A 19388-nucleotide genomic window follows, 5' to 3' on the forward strand; every position below is an offset into this window, starting at 1 on the left:
ACAAAACTACTCATAATACCAGAGAAAATATCTTTCGGAACTACTCCTTAAAAGAACAAAAAAACACCACCTGACCCTCTGCGCAAGCAGCTGGTTCAAGCAGTGTTTACCCCCTAATTATTGTATTTTCGCCTTTAACGAGTCGATATATTGGTAGGCCTCATCAATTTCCGCTTCCGTATAGCGCTGGCTTGCCTTTAACGTAAATACTTTGTCCGTCACTTCTTCTTTTGAGAGATTATCAAAATATAAAACCGTTGAAACCAGCTCCAAGAATCTAGCATTCTGCTCATTCATATCAGCGAGGCAATCCTGCAAAAACGGCATCTCCACCTCATTTAAACTTAAAAACTCTTTCCCCGGCTCTGTCAACGTGTAGCGATATTGAAAATAGCCGCCCTTTTTCTCCTTCACCTCATTGAGAAACCCCATATTACAAAGCTCCTCAACCCGTAACGTCAACTCCTCTGAGTATGGACCATAAAAATGAAACTGGAACCGCTCATGAAAGGGAAATGCTACCTTCTTCGCAATATATATCATCTTTTGCAGCTTCTTGCGTCCGATAATCTCACCGGAAACCATAACCGCCTGCATCAATTTCGCATGATCATTTAACAACGCTCGTCATCTCCTACTCCATCTAAAACAGATCATTTTGGGTGTCAGGTACCAATCATTCGTTCTATAAGTCTAAAAGGGCGCGAATTTGCCTCTTTACCGTTTTTTTAGTTGAATCATCAAGAAGAAAATCAGCGGGGTAATAGAGCTTATGATCCGTCCGTCTTTTCCCCGAAATCGCATCAACAATTTCCGATTCCCGCGAAAGCTCCTTCAATTCCCCGCTATGCATCAGCAAATGAATCGGCAGCCGCTCCTCCTCCTCACCGGGACGATAGAAATCATACGGCAAATCCGACGAAGAATCTACCACCAAATAATACTCAGGATCTAACCCTGCCTTTTTGAATAATGAACCTAGTTCGGCAAGCTTTTTGTATTCTTTCGCTGGGTCAAATTCTGCAAATTTGAATAGATTGCGATTGACAAACCGCCGGCAGAGGTCGCTTAACACTGGGTCTGACTCTTCCTGCCATATTTGAAAATAGTATAAAATCACCGATTCATCTAATTTTAAATAGTCTTCTAAGGTTACCTTTTCATTGAAGATGGATGTAAAGTGGATTGGTTCATATTTAAAAGAATAGTTTTCCTCAAACAACTGCTTGGCGCGGTGAAGGATTTTTGTCAAAATAACCTCCGCACTGCGTGATACTGGGTGGAAATAAACCTGCCAATACATCTGGTAGCGGCTCATAATATAATCTTCCACCGCATGCATGCCGCTTTTTTTTATGACAACTTGATCTTCGCGCGGCCGCATCACCCGCAGAATTCGTTCCATATCAAACTGACCATAGCTGACACCGGTAAAATAGGCATCGCGCTGCAAATAATCCATTCTGTCGGCATCAATTTGACTGGAAATCATACTAACGACCAGCTTTTTCTCTGAGGTTTTCGCAATCACTTCGGCCACTTTTTTAGGAAAATCAGGTCCCACACGCAACAACACATGATTTACTTCGGTGTTCCCCAAGATAATTTGCCGGGTAAACTCCTCATGATCAAAATCAAATACTTTTTCAAAGGAATGGGAAAATGGACCATGGCCGAGGTCATGGAGAAGCGCAGCACATAGAGTCAACAAGCGATCCTCATCATTCCATTCAGGACGGCCCGCAAACACATCATCGATGATGCGGCGAACAATTTCATAGACACCTAGAGAATGATTGAAGCGGCTATGCTCTGCGCCATGGAAGGTTAAAAACGTTGTTCCGAGCTGTTTGATACGGCGCAAGCGCTGAAACTCTTTCGTTCCGATTAAATCCCAGATGGCCAAGTCACGTACGTGGACGTAGCGATGGACAGGGTCCTTAAACACTTTTTCTTCACTGAGCTTTTCCGCTGAATATGCCATAGACATCCCTCTTCCTCGTAAACTTGCTTCTGGCGCTTAAAAGCATCAAGCCCACCTGCACTGATATTTTCTATTATATCCCAATAACCACCCTTTTTTCAGCAAAATTCTACACGATTTTTCGACATGAATGGGAAAAAAAATCACCTGAGTTTTAAGGCAAAGGTGACTTATTTTATCTTCTTATTCACTTTTTCCATTAATTCCTCTTCTGTCATTGCCGCAACCGGGCGGTTATTAACGAAGGCAAAGGTCTTTTTCCGGCCAGGTCCACAATAGGATTGGCAGCCAATTTTGATTTCAGCCTCCGGATCTAGTTCTTTCAAACGAGGGATTAATGTCTTTAAATTCACGGCTTGACAATCATCGCAAACGCGAAATTCATTAGACATGTAGGACAATCCTTTCTGTTTCGAACAATGTATATATAATTATTTTAGCCAACTTGGCTATCTTAAAACATTCAATTAACTCCTATGGTATTTTACATTTTCTTGTTTTCGAATGCAAGTTGCAATCTTTACTAAACTCGTTAAAAAAATCTACTATCCTTGCAACCATTTTGGTATAAAGCCTCATAAACTTGTCCATCATAAGACTAGAACTTTTAAAAACTCGTCAAGAAATAAGGTCGGGTTCATCCAAAAACTATAAAAGGGAGTTGAACATATGAAAGTTCGTCAAGATGCGTGGACAGATGAGAATGATTTGCTTTTAGCCGAGACTGTCCTTAGACATGTAAGAGAAGGCAGTACCCAATTGAATGCTTTTGAAGAGGTGGGCGATAAGTTGAATCGTACCTCGGCTGCTTGTGGATTCAGATGGAATGCCGTTGTCCGTCACCGCTACGAAAAAGCATTGCAATTAGCTAAAAAGCAGCGAAAACAAAGACAGAGAGTGTTAGGAAAAGAGCAAGGCGGCAAGAAAAAGCTATTGTATAGCCCGCCGCTCACTGGAACAGCCGAGTTTGAAACAATGCCGGGTCAAGTGGAGATGCCGCTGGAAACCACGTTCGATCTGCCAGATATGACAGCAGAGGCCGCAGAGGAAACGTATGTTAACCCTGCTGCAGCCATTACAGCGCAGGTACAAGCACCCGTACAAACACAGGCACAGGTTCAAAGACCGGCCCAAACGTACCGTCAGGCCAATACCACAGGGCTTTCACTTGATTCAGTTATTACTTACTTGCAAAACTTTCATCATTCCAATCTGCAAAATGAAGCATTAAAAAGTGAGAATGAAAGATTAAAGAGAGAAATCGCCGACCTAAGAAGACAAAATGAAGAAATGGCTGCTAAAATCGAAGGACTCGAGCAGAATACCGAAACGATTCAAGAAGATTACGAGACCTTAATGAAAATTATGAACCGCGCCCGTAAGCTTGTGTTATTTGAAGAAGAAGAAAGACCAGCTACAAAATTTAAAATGGATCGTAATGGGAACTTAGAGAAAGTAGCGGAATAATCAGAAAAGCAGAAGAGCCCGTTTAGCGGCGTATGGCCTGGAGCGTTTTGACTGAGATAAAAGAAACACGGAGAGCGTAGCGATTCGATGTTGACTTATCGTAGGGAAAAGAGCGAAGGACACTAGCCGCTGGGCTCTGGCGCTAGACAGTAAGTACTGGGAGAAGAGTTAAAGCGCAACATCTCTTTGAAAAACAGCCGTAAATCGCCACATTACGATTTACGGCTTTTTACATGGACGCAATTTTTTCATTGCGGTCGAAGACTCGTTGATAATAACCAGGATATAAATCGAGTTCATAACTGTTCAATGGTCCAGCATATAATCGCTCACTATATTCTTTTAACTGCTTTAAAAGACGGAGCATCACATCGGCAATCGTAAACTCCGTCCCGAGCAATTCTGCGAGCGAAGCCATGACTTCAGGAACAATTTCTGGATACGCAAATTTGGTTTCTGCCTCTTGTTTTGCCAGTTTGTAAAATTGCCTTACTAACTCGGCCCGCTTCCTGCCGCTTCCATTCACACAAAGGTAAATTTGGACGGCGACCCCTTTTTTCAGACGGCGCTGCGAGATGCCAGCAAACTTTTTCCCCTCTATACTCAGATCGTAACTTCCCGGGCAATAAGAACCGACAATTTCCCGCGCTTCAATTTGGTGCGGAAAGTCGGCGAACATGTTTTGAATGAGCCGCCACATCGCCTCATAGCCGCGGTTGATATCAATCCCTTTTTCTGCTTCAGGAAAAATTAAAGAAATATTGAGGACCCCTTCATCGAGGACGACAGCGAGACCGCCGGAGTTTCTGACAATCGCTTGGTAGCCTTGTTCCTTTAAGAATTGAATTCCCTCTTGTAAAAATGGTAATCTCGTATCCTGAATCCCTAGAACAACTGTATTGTGATGGACCCATGTTCGTGCAGTTGCCGGTGCCTGTGATGATCCGACTGACGCGCATAGGGTATCGTCGGTTCCAAACGATTGGATCGCTTGAAAGTGAATCCCCATTGATGATTGATCAATGATTCGCCATTGCGGCTGGCGTAGTAATCCTTCCATTTCGATGGCTCCTTAGGTTTTTACTAGAATTTTTAGATACTCCGGTCGTTATTTATACAAAATATTATACTTTATTTACGAAAAACATGATAATTTTACAAAAGTAAGCACGAATTTTACAAAAACACGGGACATTAATACAAAAATTGGGAATATAACCCAAAAGAGGAGCCAGTCCGCAACAATGGACTAGCTCCCTGCCAAAATAAAACTCCTATAACCCTTGTGCTGCGGTAATTAACGCCAGCTTGTAGACGTCTTCTTCATTACAGCCGCGTGATAAATCGTTTACCGGTGCATTTAAGCCTTGTAGGATCGGTCCAACAGCTTCAAAGCCGCCAAGGCGCTGCGCAATTTTGTAGCCGATATTGCCTGCCTCTAGGCTTGGGAAAATAAATACATTCGCATCCCCTTGTAAAGGCGAATCTGGTGCCTTACTTTTAGCAACAGACGGAACAAAGGCCGCATCGAATTGGAATTCTCCGTCTAAAACAAGCGATGGGTTGCGACGCTTCGCTTCGGCCACGGCTTCCGCCACTCGCTCCGTTTCAGGCGATTTTGCGGAACCCTTTGTTGAGAAACTGAGCATGGCAATGCGCGGCTCGATATCAAACATATTCGCGGTCTTCGCGCTTTCAAGCGCAATTTCAGCTAAATCATTGCTGTCTGGGGCAATATTAATCGCACAATCAGCGAACACATACTTTTCATCCTCACGAACCATGATGAACACACCAGACGTTTTCTTGACGCCTTCTTTGGTCTTAATAATCTGCAACGCAGGGCGCACGGTGTCTGCCGTCGAGTGGGCTGCACCGCTGACAAGACCGTGGGCTTTATTTAAATAAACCAGCATCGTGCCAAAATAGTTTTCATCTAGCAAGATTTTGCGTGCATCCTCTTCAGTTGCCTTCCCTTTGCGGCGGTCAACAAAGGCACTTACAAGCTCGTCCATGCCTGCGTAGCTTGCCGGGTCATAAATTTCCGCATCATCTAAGGAAACGCCAAGCTCACTTGCTTTCGCTTGAACCTGCTCAATGTTGCCAATCAAGATCGGTGTCATTAATTTTTCCGCAGCTAAACGGCTCGCTGCTTTGACAATCCGCTCGTCTAATCCTTCTGGAAAAACAATTTTCAGATCACGTCCAGAAATTTTTTGTTTTAATCCTTCAAATAAATCACTCACAACTAATCCTCCCTTAATCAACCTACTTAATTAGCATACTTTACCTTTTTTAAATTTCAATGATAAGACTCACAGAAAACGGTTTCAGAATAGAAGTTTATCTTTTCAAAAAATTACACTCTAGGATTTACTATTTACTTTTTCCATGAAAAATATCCATTCACTTGTTTCCATAGGTTTATTCGCGCGCCACTAGGTCAAACTATGATATAGTATAGATTGTAAATAAGAAGAATGATTATTTAGGAGTGATTATAATGAGTGAAGCAGCAGTAACGCTTGATGGCTGGTATTGCCTCCATGATTTCCGTACCGTTGATTGGACTACTTGGAAAATGCTCCCTAGCGATGAGCGCCAAGCCGCCATCCACGAGTTTTTAAGTCTAGTTGAGAAATGGAATGCCACCCAGGAACGTAAAGAAGGCAGCCATGCTTTATATACAATTGTTGGTCAAAAAGCTGATTTTATGATGATGATTCTGCGTCCAACGATGGAAGAACTGAACCAAATTGAAACGGAATTCAATAAAACAAGATTGGCTGAGTTCACAATCCCAGCCCATTCTTATGTTTCCGTTGTTGAGTTAAGTAACTATTTACCTGAAGGCGAGGATCCGTATCAGAATCCACAAATTTTAGCACGCCTATACCCAACGCTTCCTAAAACAAAGCATGTTTGCTTCTATCCAATGGATAAGAAACGTGAGGGCAACGATAACTGGTACATGTTGCCGATGGCTGAGCGGAAAAGTTTAATGCGTAGCCACGGAATGATTGGCCGTACATACGCAGGGAAAGTCAAGCAAATCATTACCGGTTCTGTCGGTTTTGACGATTACGAATGGGGCGTAACCCTGTTTGCGGACGAAGTCCTTCAGTTTAAAAAGCTTGTCTATGAAATGCGTTTTGATGAAGTTAGTGCTAGATACGGAGAATTCGGATCGTTCTTTGTTGGTAACATCTTAGAGGAAGAACGCGTAGCTAGCTTCCTTCATGTATAATTTATTAAAAAGTTCTCAAGCTTCGGCTGGGGACTTTTTTGCTATTTCCCCCTTTTAGCTAGTCATATTCTGTTGCCTGTGCTCATAGTATTTAAACAGCGAGTCTATGAAAGAACTCCACTCCTTTTAAATACTATAAATTTTATTTTTCCCCATTGGAACATATTTGGGAGTGAGGGAGTATGAATAGGATATTGTGCCACTCGTTTTATTCACTTTTTAGGAGGGAAAAAGATGAATCAATTCTACAATCCACAGGGATTCCAACCTTATACTGGAGCAAATGGGCAGCAGCAGGCAGATCCAAGGGTACAAGGGGGCAGTCAAGGCTTTTATCCAGCACCTGGCGCACAAGGATTCCCACAATTTCCACCAGCAGGTGCCGGTACAGGTGCAGGTGCGGGTGCACCTGCAGGGATGGCTCCAGGTCAATTGCCAATTGAGCAGTCCTACATTGAAAATATTTTACGCTTAAATAAAGGTAAATTGGTTAGTGTTTTTGCCACTTTCGAAGGTAATAATCAATGGAATGCGAAGGAATTTAAAGGGATTATAGAAGCGGCTGGAAGAGACCATGTCATCCTGAGTGATCCACAAGTTGGGACTCGTTACCTTATTCCAATGGTCGCTGTTGATTATATTCAGTTCTCTGAGGAAATTGAGTATGAATATCCATATGGCAGTGCGCCACCTATGGCTACTTACCCGCCAAGATAAATCCTATGAAGCCAACACCAATTGACCGTCAATTGGTGTTTATTTTTTTGAGGGACAAAAAAGACATCGGGCAGTTCACAGACCCGATGTCTAACTTTCTATTAGAGATGTTTCACCGCTCCAACTATGATTAAGATCCACGCGGCTAAGAAGCATACTCCGCCAATTGGTGTGATTGCTCCTAGAATGCCTATCTTTGTTAAGCTCAGTACATACAAACTTCCGCTGAAAAAAATAATTCCAGCGAGCATTAACCATCCCGACCAAGTAAATTGTGGACTGGCGGCTGTTACTTTACTAATTAGTAAACCAATGATTAAAATCCCGATGGCGTGAAACATTTGGTAGGTGACACCGGTTTTCCAAATATCCAGATAATATGCATCTAGTTTATCCTTTAATCCATGGGCCCCAAAGGCACCAAGTGCCACTGCCATAAAGGCATTGATCGCACCCACAATAATAAATGCTTTCATCTAAAAATCTCCCCTTTTTCCGCTTTGTATTTTAAAAGTCAAACAATGAATCCCCATTTGCTTCGTTTTCCATGTCGAGTTTTTTAGGCTGTTGTATTGGCGCGCTCTGTTGAATGATTGGTTGATTCATCACAGGCTGTTGGAAGGCCTGGAACGAGTTGACAGGTTGAACCACAGGCAGCGGTGCCACCGGAGCCTCGCTTTTCAAAGCTGGTTTTTCATCTAACAATAATTCACACAATATTTTAATAGAGTAGACCTTTTCCCGTAAACTTTCTTCTCTTGTGCTGCTTTTTGCCTGTTTCAATTCTTCTTCTATCTTCGTTAATAGTTTTTGGACAGATATATTCACGTTTGACACCTCTAATTTCAGTCTCGCTTCTATTCTACATGAGTATGGCCCTTTTTTCGAAAAATTAGCCTTCAAAACTAGCAGACACTTCGACATGTTCCACGTGAAACATGTCGAAACTATGAAAAAAATAACCCGCACCTCACAAGGTACGGGTCATTGCTTAACCTAATATTCGTTGGTAAATCGCCTTTGCATGGATCATATCCTTGGTACCGTGAATAAGGGCGCGGCCATCCTGGAAGATAACCATCCGCTCTTCGCCCATGTCGACTGACACTAAATACGGATTGCCTTTCACCTCAAGCCCAAGTGAGCTCAGTTGTCCGGCAAGGCGCTCCAATGAGATTTCGCCGGTCGATGATGGACGAATCTGCACCGTATCACGGCCGCACAGCACCATTGTCTTCGTCATATTTTCTTGTTCGAGATATGGATAGGTCCGCTCGTCACCACACGATAAGCAGCCAGCAAACTTTGCCTTTGCCATCTTCATGCTTGTATATTGATTTCTCCATAGGTCAAAGCTGACAAATGAAGTTCGGACTGCATCCCAATCCTCAACCAACATCTTCAGTGCCTCCGCTGTTTGATGAGCAATCACCATTTGCACAGCGGGCGAGATAATTCCGCCTGTATCACACGTCATCCCCTGAAGAGGTATGGAACGCAACAAACAATTCAAACAAGGCGTCTTCCCTGGAATAATTGAAAACGTCATGCCAAAGCTTCCGACACAGGCCCCGTAAATCCACGGAATATTATACTTTTGTGAGACATCATTCATGGCCATTCTGGTTTCAAAGTTATCCGTTGCATCCAACATCAGATCCACGCCAGCTGCCAGTTCCTCCAGCAATTGCGGCGTCGCATCACCGATTATCCCAACCACTTCTACATCTGAATTGATCGAGGTGAGGCGTTTTTCTGCCGCTGCCGCTTTAGGAAGTTTTTCAGCTACATCCTCTTCAGTGTACAGTTGCTGGCGCTGCAGGTTGCTCGCCTCGACATAATCACGATCGACAATCGTAATCTTGCCAACACCGGCACGAGTCAGGATCTCCGCACTCCCTGATCCTAGGGCACCCGCACCGATAATCAATACGTGTTTGCTGCTAACCTTGGCTTGTCCCTCTTTACCGATTCCAGAAAAGAGAACCTGCCGTGAATACCGTTCGTTCATGATCATCAGCCCCCGCTTACCGGCGGAATAAAGGCAATTTCATCACCAGCTTGAATCACTTCGTCGTTTGAAGCAAATTCCTCGTTAATCGCAGTCATCACAGTATCCATTTTCGGCAAGTGATACTTGGCTGTTAACTCTGCTTTTAACTCAGCGACTGTTTTTCCACTCGCATCAATGGAAAGAAACTCTTCACCGACAGCATCACGTAAATGAGCAAAAAACAAAATCTTATTCATTTAAGTCACTCTCCTCCGGTTTCCCGCTTGGGTAGGCAACCGTTTCAAGTTGATTACCCATCCATGCTTCGCCTTCTTCCCAATGTTCCTTCTTCCAAATAGGGACGATTTCTTTAATCCGCTCGATTGCATAGCGATTGGCTTCATACGCATCATTGCGGTGCGGGGTGGAGACTGCAATCACGACCGCCACATCGGTAATTTCTAAGCGGCCCACTCGGTGAGTGATTGCCACGTGAGCCCCTTCCCAGCGCTGTTCAATTTCTTGACCAATCTGTTCAAGCTTCTTCACAGCCATCGCTTCGTATGCTTCATAAATTAGGAAAAGTGTTTTCTTACCCTTTGTTAATTCACGGACCGTTCCGATGAAAGTAGTAATTGCACCGGCTTCACGCTGCACAACCTTATCAATAACCGCTTGTATATTAATTGGTTCCTTTGAAATTTCGTACATCATTCTGATTACACCTCTACCTCTAAGCACTTTGGCTCTGCATTTTCAACCACTTGATATCCGCCAATCTTTTCAACCTGCGCTTTAAAATTGGCTGATTGAATCATTGCAATCAGCAACTGTCCGCTTTCACTTTCATAAAAGCTTCTTGTCATTAACAAATCATATTCTTCATCTGCAACCGGAACAAAGTCTAAGTCCATTGCCTTGGCAGCAGGATAAATTCCAAGTCCGGCCCCATGAGCATCTCCATTTACTTCTGCCGCAACCGCTAAATGCGAGAACATTTCTCGGTCATAGCCGATAATATCTTCTGGCGAGAGGTTTCCTTCTTCAAGCAGAAGATCTAAAAGAATGCGGGTCCCCGCCCCTTTTTGGCGATTAACGTAGTTAGCCTTTACTCGAGCGATATCCGCTGCGGACTCAATTCCAAGTGGATTGCCCTTTGGCAGAATCCAGCCTTGCTTTCTTTTTAAAAACGGATAAAGAATCACATCTTGGCCAGCCAATAGTTTGTTTACATAGGAAAGATTGTATTCCTTTGTAGCCGGATCGAGCAGATGAATCCCTGCTACATGGGCCTCTCCTTTACGAATCGCCATGATCCCAGCCATACTGCCAACGTGAGAAGAAACAATTTTCATGTCCGTGCGCGTCTTCTTCAATTGGGACGACAATAAATCAATCGTCAAATCGTGACTGCCGCAGAAGACGATCGCATTTTTAATTTCTTCAAGCGGCCGCAGCAATTCTACCTCGGCCGTATCACCTTGTTCATAACCAATAATGTTTGCTGGCACAATTAACATACCATCGGCACGAACATAGGACATCGTAACGCCTGCCGCACGGGTGAGCGGATTAGCCACAAATTGTCCATTCACATAGCCAATATTCATGCGGACGAAGTCCTCCGCACCCATTGAGGAGACTATACGGCGTCCAAGCTTAACGTTCACTGTTTGTCTTTTTGGCTCAGGAATTTGCAGATACTTGCAGACTAGGGGTCTAACAAACCACTCAAGTGCTAAATAAGCAGAGACCGGATAGCCCGGAACTCCAACGACTATTTTTCCATTTATTTTTCCTAAAATAACAGGTTTTCCTGGCCGTGCGGCGACCCCATGGGTAAAGACTTCACCGATTTCCCCAATAATGTGAACCGTGTAGTCCTTTGAACCTGCAGAGGAGCCTGCATTGATGACGATGATATCGGACGTTTCGGCTGCTTCTAAAAGCACGGCCTTAATGTTTTCCGGTTCATCCTTCACAATCGGGTGCAGCCTTGGTTCTCCGCCCCACTCCTTGATGAAACCGGCAAATACAGAACCATTAAATTCAATAATTTTTCCCGGGGCCAGCTCTGCACCTGGCTCAACCAATTCATTGCCGGTTGGAATGATGGTCACAACCGGTTTCTTTGCGACCGGAATGACCGTTTGTTGTCCTGCTAACAAGACGCCTAAATCCGCTGGCCGTAGGATATGCCCTTGTGGAAAAAGCATTTCCTCTTGTACCACGTCTTCACCAATCGGACGTATATGCTGCCATGGCGTTGCTGGTTCAATGATTTCAATCGTTTCCTCATCAATCACATCAACATGCTCAATCATAATCACAGCATTGAAAGGAGAAGGAATCGCGTTGCCGGTATCCACATAACAAAATTCTCCGCCGCGTTTCAGACGCAGAGGATTTTGCTCATGGGCACTATATGTACTTTCTGCCACCACAGCGATTCCATCCATGGCGCTGGCGTGGTAGTGCGGCATTGACACCCGCGCAAAAATAGGTTCAGCCGTGACACGGCCCAAGGCGGTAATAGTTGAGATTTCTTCTTTTTCCGGGGTCAGTCTAAAAGCCTCGAGAATTTCTTCTCTAGCTTGTGCTCGGGGTTTATCTTCTAAATATATTTTTCGTTTAAAATGTTTATAGTCCATGACTTGGACCCCCTTATCGTGATGCAATCACAGGTACGTAGTCCCCCTGTGCTATTCCTTCTTTTTCTGAACTAATCTCGACAATCCCATCACTTTTGACGAGAGTCGTGATTAAACCAGACTTACCGATAATGGGTTCAGCCCACCATTCTCCTTCTTTTTCAAACAGACGGACGCGAATATAATCGGACCGTCCCGGTGAGGAAGGAATGTTCTTGGTGATTCTAGCAAAAATACGCTCCGGTTTTTGCCGAGTAACCTCGCCCATTAACTTTCGTAGTATTCGCTCACCAAACAATTTAAAAATAATCATCGCAGAGGCTGGGTGACCAGGCAGTCCAATCACTGGCTTTCCATTTGCCAATGCAAGAATGGTAGGTTTGCCTGGTTTAATTGAGATCCCATGGACAAAGACACCAGGGTCTCCTAATGACTGGATGACTTCCGTTGTATAATCCTTTGCGCCGACCGAGCTTCCGCCGGAAAGGATTAAACAGTCCACTTGTTGATAAAGATCGCGTGCCCTTTGTTGAAACTCTTGATACTCATCACGAACAATTCCCCCGTAGATCACCTCTATATTCCATTCACTCGCTAACCCTGAAATCGTTAAGTAGTTTATGTCGCGGATTTGACCTTCAACAAGAGTTTGGGTTTGATAGGGAACAATCTCATCCCCTGATGAAAGGTACCCAACCTTCAATTTGCGAAAAACGGTGACATTAGCTATTCCTAACGAAGCGAGTGCTCCTAACTCCTGCGGGCGAAGCTTCGTTCCTGCCGTAAGAAGGACTTCTCCTTCTTTAATATCTTCCCCAGCACGAATCACATTCTCACCTGGGGCCACCTGCTTGTACGTATTTAAAAGTTGATCGACATCTTCGCAATGTTCAATCATGATAACGCTGTCACTTCCTTCAGGAAGCATGCCTCCTGTTGGTACATACACAGCGTTTCCTCGGCCAGACTTTGCAGTTGGAACCTCACCCATTTTCACTTCCCCTGTAACCGTGAGGAAGCCTGGCATGGATTCGGAAGAACCATACGTATCCTTAGCACGAACAGCATATCCATCCACAGTTGAACGATCAAAACTCGGCACGTTTTCCTTCGCAATGACTGGTTCCGCTAGAATATAGTGGAGTGAGTCTTCCAGGCCCCGTACTTCTGTGGCTTTGATTGCCGGTACTTTTTCCTCTATTAAGGCAAACGTCTCTTCAACTGTCTTCACTTTGAAAAATTGCATGGTTCCCTTTTTCCCCCTTATAACCTTAAAAATCTGCTTCGGCCCACTTTTTGGCATCCTCATATTCATTTGGGTGATTCATATTAAAAAAGACTCGTTCTAAATCGATACTGCCGCATTCCTGAAGGTCTTTTTCTGTCACATACAGAACATGTAAGGTGTCAAGTAGATGTTTCATTCGCAGCCGTCCTGCTTCAATACTTTCCGCAGCCCCGCTCAACACCCTCTTGTTGAAGACAGCAAATAATGGGTGCTGAACTCCATTAATGATTGGGATGACCGCATCATAATCAGCGCTTTTGGTTACGAGCAGCTCAGCGAGTTCGACTGAAACAAATGGCATATCACAAGCTACAATAAAATTTGTATCAAAATTGGATGAACTCAAGCCGGCATGCACACCTGCAAGCGGTCCTTGATTTGGATAATAGTCCTTGACCATCTTCACTCCTAAAAATTCGTACTGTTCAGGATGATTGGTTACAAGGATTATATCATTAAACGACCGACTTAGCGTATCTGCAATTCTCTCGATGTTCGTTTTCTCATTTATCTTTAAAAGGGCTTTATTGGTGCCCATCCGGCTTGATTTTCCACCTGATAAAATAATTGCCGCAGCATTCATATAGGGAGCACCTTCTTAATTGATCTCTTCTTTCTCACCAACCGCATGATAGCCATTGTCCTGTGCCACATAATCCAAGTGGATGGAGTTCAAATCCAGCAGGGCCGCCGATGGTTTTTCAATATATTGGCGGATATCAATAATTTTAATATAGCCGTTACATTCTTCGCAAACCTGAATTTGCGATACTGCATCGCCTTCAATTGTTAGGAACTTAATGGTTTTATGGTCCTCATTGCCACAATGAGCGCACTCTAAGCGTTTCGCATTCCAATTAACAAGGCAGCGTGGACATTGGATCATTTTTTTGCCATCTTCTTCAATGGTGGCTAAACGGGCAGGTTCGCCACACACTGGACATCCGGCACCAGGAATACCGTGGGTAATTTCAGGCTGGACTATTTCAGCAACTTTTTGTAAATAAGGACGAAATGCCGTTTCTGCAAGGAAATGTGGAATCCATTCTTCTAAGCCATTTTCTTCTGCAAAATTGACAAAATAGAGATGGTTGAAGGAAACTGTCTCCTCAATCCACCGGGTCACCGTTTCGTCTGTTAAAAGACTGCTAATGCCTGCAAGTTTTGATTCAAGCTGAGGGTCATAGTTTATTAATATGGAATTTATTTCCTCTACACACTGTACAAATAGGGAAATCTCAAAATTAATAGACGTCAAAGCGATAGCTGGCACTCCTGCTTCTATGGATGCTTTATCTAGGTTTGTTGTAATTGTTGCTGGATTCATCTGTTGCTTCCACTTATCTTGAAGTAAGACTATTTCCTTTTGAAGATCCTGATATTCTTTTGAAACAACGGATTTTATCATATGATGGTGCACCTCTTTCATTTAGTAAAGAAATGGCTGTCTATAGTGCGACAGCCATTTCTTTTTTTTATCAAAATTGAGCGGTATTATGCGCCTTTATTCTTCTTATGCTTTGGATCGTCTAGGTTAGGGAAGTTGCCTTTTTTGACTTCTTCGTCATACCAGTCAGGATAATGGCCTTTTGCCCACCATGCAGGTACTTTTCCCGTAACAACACCAGAGTATCCTGGTCTAGAATGCTTATGAACAACAGATAGATAGATGTGACCAACGATAACAGCAATTCCTAGTCCGAAACCGACGTTATGAAGGAAATATCCCCATTGCACAAGTGCTCTTGGGAAGAAATCTGGGAACCACATTGTGAAACCTGAAGCAATAACCAAAATAGCACAGAAAATCTGGATCACTGAGTTAATTTTTTCCCCGGCGTTAAAGAAGGTTTGGCGGATATGCTTAAAATTAAAGCCAAATAATTCTTTAACAAATTCAGTGAAAAATTGAAGATCTCGCTTTTTCCATGTGATTAATTCTTTCATCCAGTGGAAAAAGAACTTCGGACTAAAAACCAGCAAGATGAAGGTAGGCGAGATAAATACGACCGCAAAGATTCGGTGTAATAACCGGGCATTAGCTGGGCCGCCCAAAACCGGATAAAGCCAATCAAAGAATTCGGTATACATTGGCAGAGCCGTGATATATAGAGCAAAGAATGCAAGCCCATTTATAGCATGCGCCCAAACAAACGCCTTTGGAAAACGTCTAATTTGCTCATTTGCTTTAGGATGCTTCTGATAATTACTCATGGCTGCCACCTCCATCTTCGTCATGATTATTTCTTTTACTGATAATACTATTCGTGATAAATGCCCCGACAACAGCCATTGTTGTTGCCCCAATCATCGCTTTACCGATTGGCTGTGCATAGTCTTTCCATACAACCGCAGATGTTGGTACCTTAGGTGCTTCTGGAAGCCCATAAACGCTTGGTTTTTCAGCCAGCACATAAATTGTGTGCGTACCGCCAACCCCTTGCGGATTATAAATATTCGCATTAGGGAAACGGTCTTTAATTTGTGCTAAACGTTTTTGTGCTCTTGCAAGCATTTCGTCTTTTTTGCCAAACTGCATGGCATCTGTGTGACAAGTTGTTACGCAGGCAGGCTGTAGGCCCTCTTCTAGACGATCCGTACACATGGTGCATTTTTGTGATTTTTTATATTCTTTACCATTTTTATCTTTGTAAGTCTTTAAGGAAATCACTTCAAACGGACAGTTTTCCACGCAATAGCCGCAGCCTACACACTTATCGTGATCAATAACTACCGAGCCAAATTTAGAATAACTAATCGCATTTTCCGGGCAAACCTTTTCACAGGCTGCTTCCTTACAATGCATACAAGATGAATGACGGAAAAGATATTCCAAATCACCCTTGCCATTTTCGTGTTCAATATACTGAAGCACGTTCCATGTATCCGCACTTGTTTTAGAATGTGATTGAACACTTCCTTGGAATTCCGTTACTTCTGCCGGAAGGTCATTCCAGTTTTTACAAGCCACCATACATGCCTTACAGCCGTCACATCTGGTTACGTCAACATATTTTACAAATTCAGCCATTAGTCAGCCCTCCTTATGTCGCAGAGGAATGCTTTATATTCCGGAATCATTGTGTTGGCATCCCCGATATGTGGAGTTAGACGGTTTGCAATATCTCCAGTTGCATATCCTTTGTATCCAAAGTTCCAAGGCATCCCTACTTGATGCACTTTTTTACCATTAACTTCAAATGGTTTATAGCGTTTTGTTACCATTGCATAAGCTGTGATCTTGCCACGTGCCGATTCAACGATGATTTTATCTTTATTTTTAATACCTTTTTCTTTAGCTAGCTCTTCACTGATTTCAACAAACATATATCTAGCAATCTCAGAAAGCCACTCTTGGTTACGCGTCATTGAACCTGATTGCCAGTGTGCTTCGACACGGTAAGTAGTCGCAATAATTGGGTAGTCAACCTTGAAGCCTTTTTTGTTAAAGTCGCCATCGTTAATGACAACAGCAGGGTTCAATTCCACAGATGAGAACTTATTTTTAGCTGGGCTTTCAAATGGCTCATAGTGTTCAGGGAATGGACCATCCTTCATCGTTGGTGCGAACAATAAACCGACACCATCTTTATTCATCATGAAGGCACCAGTACCACCTGGTTCACTTGGTGAAAGAACTGCTTTAAAGTCAGGGACATCATTACCAACCCAAGACTTCGCTGCTGCATCCCACCAGATAACTGCTTTTTCTTGACTCCATGGCTTACCGCTTGGATCAGCAGAAGCACGGTTGTAAAGAATACGGCGGTTTGCAGGCCATGCGTACGACCAGTTAAGGTAATTATGTGATCCTGGATCTGTATTATCACGGCTCTTTGATCTGTTTTTACCCTCTTCAGGATAGAAGCCTGCATAAATCCAGTTGCCGCTTGAAGTGCTTCCGTCATCTAATATTGCTAAAATGCCTGGAAGTAGTTTACCAGTTTTTAAGTCATATCCATTAATTTCTTTAGCGACCTTATCAAGGTCCGGTGCCTCGCCTGTTCCATAGTCCCAAGTAAGAGCTAAGAATGGCTTATCGGCAGGTTTTGGACTATTAGCATAAAGCTTTTTAAGTTTAAGTGCTAGTTCATGAACGATGTCAAGGTCTGGTCTAGCTTCGCCCCTTGAATCGATTGCTTTCCAGCGATATTGCATCCAGCGTGAGCTGTTTGAAACACTTCCTTCTTTTTCAAAAGAAGCTGATGCAGGAAGTAAGAATACTTCTGTATTAATTTTCGATGGATCACTGCCCGCTTCTTTCTTCCAGAATGCAGCAGTTTCTGTTTCCCAAAGGTCAACAGCTACCATCCATTTTAGATTGCCTAATGCTTCTTTTTCTTTACCCGCATTTGGACCACCGACAACTGGGTTGGTTCCCCAAAGGAAAGCACCCTCTAGTTCCTTGTTGTACATTGCTTTAAATAAGTTGATGTGCGAGTAGTTTTTGTTGCCTTTAGGTAAGAACTGATAACCGAACTCATTCTTATCTGTAGCATTATCCCCGTACCAAGCCTTCAATAAGCTGACCACAAATTTTGGTTTGTTGCTCCAGAAACCTGTTGGCGGTGTTTCTTTTGCCAAATAGCCCGCTAATGTCGCATGCTCAGGTACGCTTGCTTTTGGAGCCCCAAGGTAACCTGTAAGGTTATCCCATAATAAACCAAAGTCTGTTGAACCTTGTACGTTTGACTCTCCGCGCATCGCGTTAATTCCACCGCCCGGAATACCCATGTTACCTAATAGCATTTGGATGATGGCAAATGCACGTACGTTTTGTGAACCAACTGTATGCTGGGTTGTACCCATTGCATAAAGGATTGTTCCGGCTTTACCAACTTGACTTGTAGCACAGAAGGTCTTATAAACGTTTAATAAATCTTTTTTCGGTGTTCCTGTCACACCAGAAACTGTATCGACATCATAACGAGAATAGTGCTGTTTCATTAATTGGAAGACAGTACGCGGGTTTTGCAATGATGGATCTTTTTTCGGAGTTCCATCTTCATTTGTTGCAATAGTCCATTTGGTATTATCATACGTACGAGTAGCTTCGTCATAACCTGAGAAAAGACCATCATTAAAGCTAAAGGTGTCTGCCACAATAAACGAAGCATTTGTATAGTTAACAACATAATCTTTATGGAAAAGATTGTTGTCGATTGCATATTTAATCATACCGCCCATGAAGGCAATATCTGAACCTGAACGAAGTGGTGCATAAATATCAGATACCGCAGAAGTACGTGTATAACGTGGATCCACGCTGATAATTTTTCCGCCATTTTCTTTCGCTTTTGTTAACCATCTAAAGCTGATTGGATGGTTTTCAGCAGGATTTGCGCCCATAATAAGTGCACAATCCGTGTGTTGTAGGTCGTTCCAATGGTTTGTCATTGCGCCACGACCGAATGAAGGTGCCAGACCGGCAACCGTAGAACTATGTCATATTCGTGCCTGGTGCTCTAAGTACGTGACACCAAGCCCTCTCATTAATTTTGACACTAAATATGTTTCTTCGTTATCAAGTGCCGCGCCGCCGAGGCTGGCAATTTTTTCAGTTTTATTAACTGTTATTCCATTCTCTTCTACCACAAATGAAGCATCACGAGTGTCTTTTGCACGCTTGGCAATGGTGTCAAGCATCCATTCCCAGCTTTTTTCTTCCCACTTGCTACTGCCAGGGGCACGATAAAGCGGTTTTGTCATTCTCTTTTCAGAAGTGTAAAGTTGTCTTAAAGTTGTACCTTTACTGCAAAGCTTACCTTCGTTGATTGGGTTATCCGGATCCCCCTCCGTATAAACCACTGTGTTGTTTTTGGTGTGAACAAGGATTCCGCATCCTACACCGCAAAAGCAGCAAATGGTTGGTGTTACAGTAGCTTTGGCAATTTTAAAGTCCTTTGATTTCGCATAGGCTTTTTTCTCATTAAAGCCCAGTTCAACAACGGCTAGTGTGGCAGCTGTCGCGCCTGATAGCTTTAAAAATTGCCGACGATTCAGGTTTAATTCAACCATCATCATTCTCCTTCCCAAATTTT

20 protein-coding genes are annotated in these 19388 nt (G+C 43.3%); 3 read left to right on the plus strand and 17 right to left on the minus strand.

Features of this window, described 5'->3' with window-relative positions; genetic code table 11:
• Positions 1–117: 117 nt before the first annotated feature.
• The 3 genes from V7121_RS03965 to V7121_RS03975 all read right to left on the minus strand — a co-directional run bounded on the left by V7121_RS03965 (position 118) and on the right by V7121_RS03975 (position 2376).
• Complete coding sequence (locus V7121_RS03965; protein WP_335497423.1) at positions 118–621, minus strand: YwgA family protein; 504 nt, start codon at positions 619–621, stop codon at positions 118–120.
• A gap of 64 nt (positions 622–685) precedes the next feature.
• The gene (locus tag V7121_RS03970; RefSeq protein WP_335497421.1) at positions 686–1984 is read right to left on the minus strand and encodes an HD domain-containing protein; all 1299 of its coding nucleotides are present in this window, start codon (positions 1982–1984) and stop codon (positions 686–688) included.
• Between the two features lie 170 nt (positions 1985–2154).
• On the minus strand, positions 2155–2376 hold the full coding sequence (locus V7121_RS03975; protein ID WP_335497419.1) for a DUF1450 domain-containing protein: 222 nt from the start codon (positions 2374–2376) through the stop codon (positions 2155–2157).
• A gap of 277 nt (positions 2377–2653) precedes the next feature.
• On the opposite strand from V7121_RS03975, the gene V7121_RS03980 reads away from it, so the two are divergent.
• Positions 2654–3451, plus strand: coding sequence for an RsfA family transcriptional regulator (locus V7121_RS03980; protein ID WP_335497417.1), 798 nt, complete (start codon positions 2654–2656; stop codon positions 3449–3451).
• A gap of 229 nt (positions 3452–3680) precedes the next feature.
• On the opposite strand, the gene V7121_RS03985 is transcribed toward V7121_RS03980, so the two are convergent.
• A complete protein-coding gene (locus tag V7121_RS03985; RefSeq protein ID WP_335497416.1) occupies positions 3681–4511 on the minus strand; it encodes a lipoate--protein ligase family protein in 831 nt (276 codons plus the stop codon).
• Positions 4512–4725: 214 nt separating this feature from the next.
• Positions 4726–5697, minus strand: a complete 972-nt coding sequence (gene pta, locus V7121_RS03990; protein WP_335497414.1) for a phosphate acetyltransferase — start codon at positions 5695–5697, stop codon at positions 4726–4728.
• A 257-nt stretch (positions 5698–5954) separates the two neighbouring features.
• Between pta and hemQ the strand changes: the two genes are divergently transcribed.
• Positions 5955–6698: a hydrogen peroxide-dependent heme synthase gene (gene hemQ / locus V7121_RS03995; protein WP_335497413.1), complete on the plus strand. Its 744-nt coding sequence runs from the start codon at positions 5955–5957 to the stop codon at positions 6696–6698.
• A 234-nt stretch (positions 6699–6932) separates the two neighbouring features.
• Positions 6933–7415 (plus strand): spore coat protein GerQ, encoded by a 483-nt coding sequence (gerQ, locus tag V7121_RS04000; protein WP_335497411.1) that lies wholly within the window; start codon positions 6933–6935, stop codon positions 7413–7415.
• Positions 7416–7516: 101 nt separating this feature from the next.
• Here gerQ and V7121_RS04005 read toward each other — a convergent pair whose 3' ends face one another.
• The 12 genes from V7121_RS04005 to fdnG form a co-directional block, all read right to left on the minus strand.
• A complete protein-coding gene (locus V7121_RS04005) occupies positions 7517–7891 on the minus strand; it encodes a DUF423 domain-containing protein (protein ID WP_335497409.1) in 375 nt (124 codons plus the stop codon).
• Positions 7892–7922: 31 nt separating this feature from the next.
• Positions 7923–8243 carry a YwdI family protein gene (locus tag V7121_RS04010; protein WP_335497407.1) on the minus strand — a complete coding sequence of 107 codons (321 nt, stop codon included), beginning with the start codon at positions 8241–8243 and terminating at the stop codon, positions 7923–7925.
• Positions 8244–8406: 163 nt separating this feature from the next.
• Positions 8407–9426, minus strand: a complete 1020-nt coding sequence (locus V7121_RS04015; protein ID WP_335497405.1) for a thiazole biosynthesis adenylyltransferase ThiF — start codon at positions 9424–9426, stop codon at positions 8407–8409.
• A 5-nt stretch (positions 9427–9431) separates the two neighbouring features.
• Positions 9432–9665, minus strand: a complete 234-nt coding sequence (gene moaD / locus V7121_RS04020) for a molybdopterin converting factor subunit 1 (protein ID WP_335497404.1) — start codon at positions 9663–9665, stop codon at positions 9432–9434.
• Positions 9658–10122: a molybdenum cofactor biosynthesis protein MoaE gene (locus V7121_RS04025; RefSeq protein WP_335497402.1), complete on the minus strand. Its 465-nt coding sequence runs from the start codon at positions 10120–10122 to the stop codon at positions 9658–9660. Before V7121_RS04025 ends, moaD begins: the two co-directional genes overlap by 8 nt.
• A 5-nt stretch (positions 10123–10127) precedes the next feature.
• Entirely contained in the window at positions 10128–12059 is a 1932-nt protein-coding gene (locus V7121_RS04030) for a molybdopterin biosynthesis protein (protein WP_335545806.1), read from the minus strand.
• Between the two features lie 13 nt (positions 12060–12072).
• Entirely contained in the window at positions 12073–13305 is a 1233-nt protein-coding gene (locus V7121_RS04035; protein WP_335545808.1) for a molybdopterin molybdotransferase MoeA, read from the minus strand.
• Positions 13306–13330: 25 nt separating this feature from the next.
• On the minus strand, positions 13331–13930 hold the full coding sequence (gene mobA / locus V7121_RS04040) for a molybdenum cofactor guanylyltransferase (RefSeq protein ID WP_335545811.1): 600 nt from the start codon (positions 13928–13930) through the stop codon (positions 13331–13333).
• 15 nt (positions 13931–13945) lie between these two features.
• Positions 13946–14755, minus strand: a complete 810-nt coding sequence (locus V7121_RS04045; RefSeq protein WP_335545813.1) for a formate dehydrogenase accessory protein FdhE — start codon at positions 14753–14755, stop codon at positions 13946–13948.
• A gap of 86 nt (positions 14756–14841) precedes the next feature.
• Positions 14842–15561, minus strand: coding sequence for a formate dehydrogenase subunit gamma (locus tag V7121_RS04050; protein WP_335497395.1), 720 nt, complete (start codon positions 15559–15561; stop codon positions 14842–14844).
• Positions 15554–16378 carry a 4Fe-4S dicluster domain-containing protein gene (locus tag V7121_RS04055; RefSeq protein WP_335497394.1) on the minus strand — a complete coding sequence of 275 codons (825 nt, stop codon included), beginning with the start codon at positions 16376–16378 and terminating at the stop codon, positions 15554–15556. The genes V7121_RS04050 and V7121_RS04055 overlap by 8 nt, the downstream gene beginning before the upstream one ends.
• A complete protein-coding gene (fdnG, locus tag V7121_RS04060) occupies positions 16378–19365 on the minus strand; it encodes a formate dehydrogenase-N subunit alpha (protein WP_335497429.1) in 2988 nt (995 codons plus the stop codon). Before fdnG ends, V7121_RS04055 begins: the two co-directional genes overlap by 1 nt.
• Positions 19366–19388: the final 23 nt, after the last annotated feature.

Origin of the sequence: Neobacillus drentensis, assembly GCF_036962125.1 — a bacterium.
Classification (GTDB): domain Bacteria; phylum Bacillota; class Bacilli; order Bacillales; family Cytobacillaceae; genus Neobacillus; species Neobacillus drentensis_B.

What these genes read in the sequence shown, in the direction of transcription:
- V7121_RS04055 (WP_335497394.1), bottom strand. Translation starts at nt 16,378, where the DNA reads ATGGCTGAATTTGTAAAATATGTTGACGTAACCAGATGTGACGGCTGT.
- V7121_RS03980 (WP_335497417.1), top strand. Translation starts at nt 2,654, where the DNA reads ATGAAAGTTCGTCAAGATGCGTGGACAGATGAGAATGATTTGCTTTTA.
- V7121_RS04015 (WP_335497405.1), bottom strand. Translation starts at nt 9,426, where the DNA reads ATGAACGAACGGTATTCACGGCAGGTTCTCTTTTCTGGAATCGGTAAA.
- V7121_RS04030 (WP_335545806.1), bottom strand. Translation starts at nt 12,059, where the DNA reads ATGGACTATAAACATTTTAAACGAAAAATATATTTAGAAGATAAACCC.
- V7121_RS03975 (WP_335497419.1), bottom strand. Translation starts at nt 2,376, where the DNA reads ATGTCTAATGAATTTCGCGTTTGCGATGATTGTCAAGCCGTGAATTTA.
- V7121_RS04035 (WP_335545808.1), bottom strand. Translation starts at nt 13,305, where the DNA reads ATGCAATTTTTCAAAGTGAAGACAGTTGAAGAGACGTTTGCCTTAATA.
- V7121_RS04045 (WP_335545813.1), bottom strand. Translation starts at nt 14,755, where the DNA reads ATGATAAAATCCGTTGTTTCAAAAGAATATCAGGATCTTCAAAAGGAA.
- mobA (WP_335545811.1), bottom strand. Translation starts at nt 13,930, where the DNA reads ATGAATGCTGCGGCAATTATTTTATCAGGTGGAAAATCAAGCCGGATG.
- V7121_RS03985 (WP_335497416.1), bottom strand. Translation starts at nt 4,511, where the DNA reads ATGGAAGGATTACTACGCCAGCCGCAATGGCGAATCATTGATCAATCA.
- gerQ (WP_335497411.1), top strand. Translation starts at nt 6,933, where the DNA reads ATGAATCAATTCTACAATCCACAGGGATTCCAACCTTATACTGGAGCA.
- V7121_RS04025 (WP_335497402.1), bottom strand. Translation starts at nt 10,122, where the DNA reads ATGATGTACGAAATTTCAAAGGAACCAATTAATATACAAGCGGTTATT.
- V7121_RS04005 (WP_335497409.1), bottom strand. Translation starts at nt 7,891, where the DNA reads ATGAAAGCATTTATTATTGTGGGTGCGATCAATGCCTTTATGGCAGTG.
- hemQ (WP_335497413.1), top strand. Translation starts at nt 5,955, where the DNA reads ATGAGTGAAGCAGCAGTAACGCTTGATGGCTGGTATTGCCTCCATGAT.
- moaD (WP_335497404.1), bottom strand. Translation starts at nt 9,665, where the DNA reads ATGAATAAGATTTTGTTTTTTGCTCATTTACGTGATGCTGTCGGTGAA.
- V7121_RS04050 (WP_335497395.1), bottom strand. Translation starts at nt 15,561, where the DNA reads ATGAGTAATTATCAGAAGCATCCTAAAGCAAATGAGCAAATTAGACGT.
- V7121_RS03970 (WP_335497421.1), bottom strand. Translation starts at nt 1,984, where the DNA reads ATGGCATATTCAGCGGAAAAGCTCAGTGAAGAAAAAGTGTTTAAGGAC.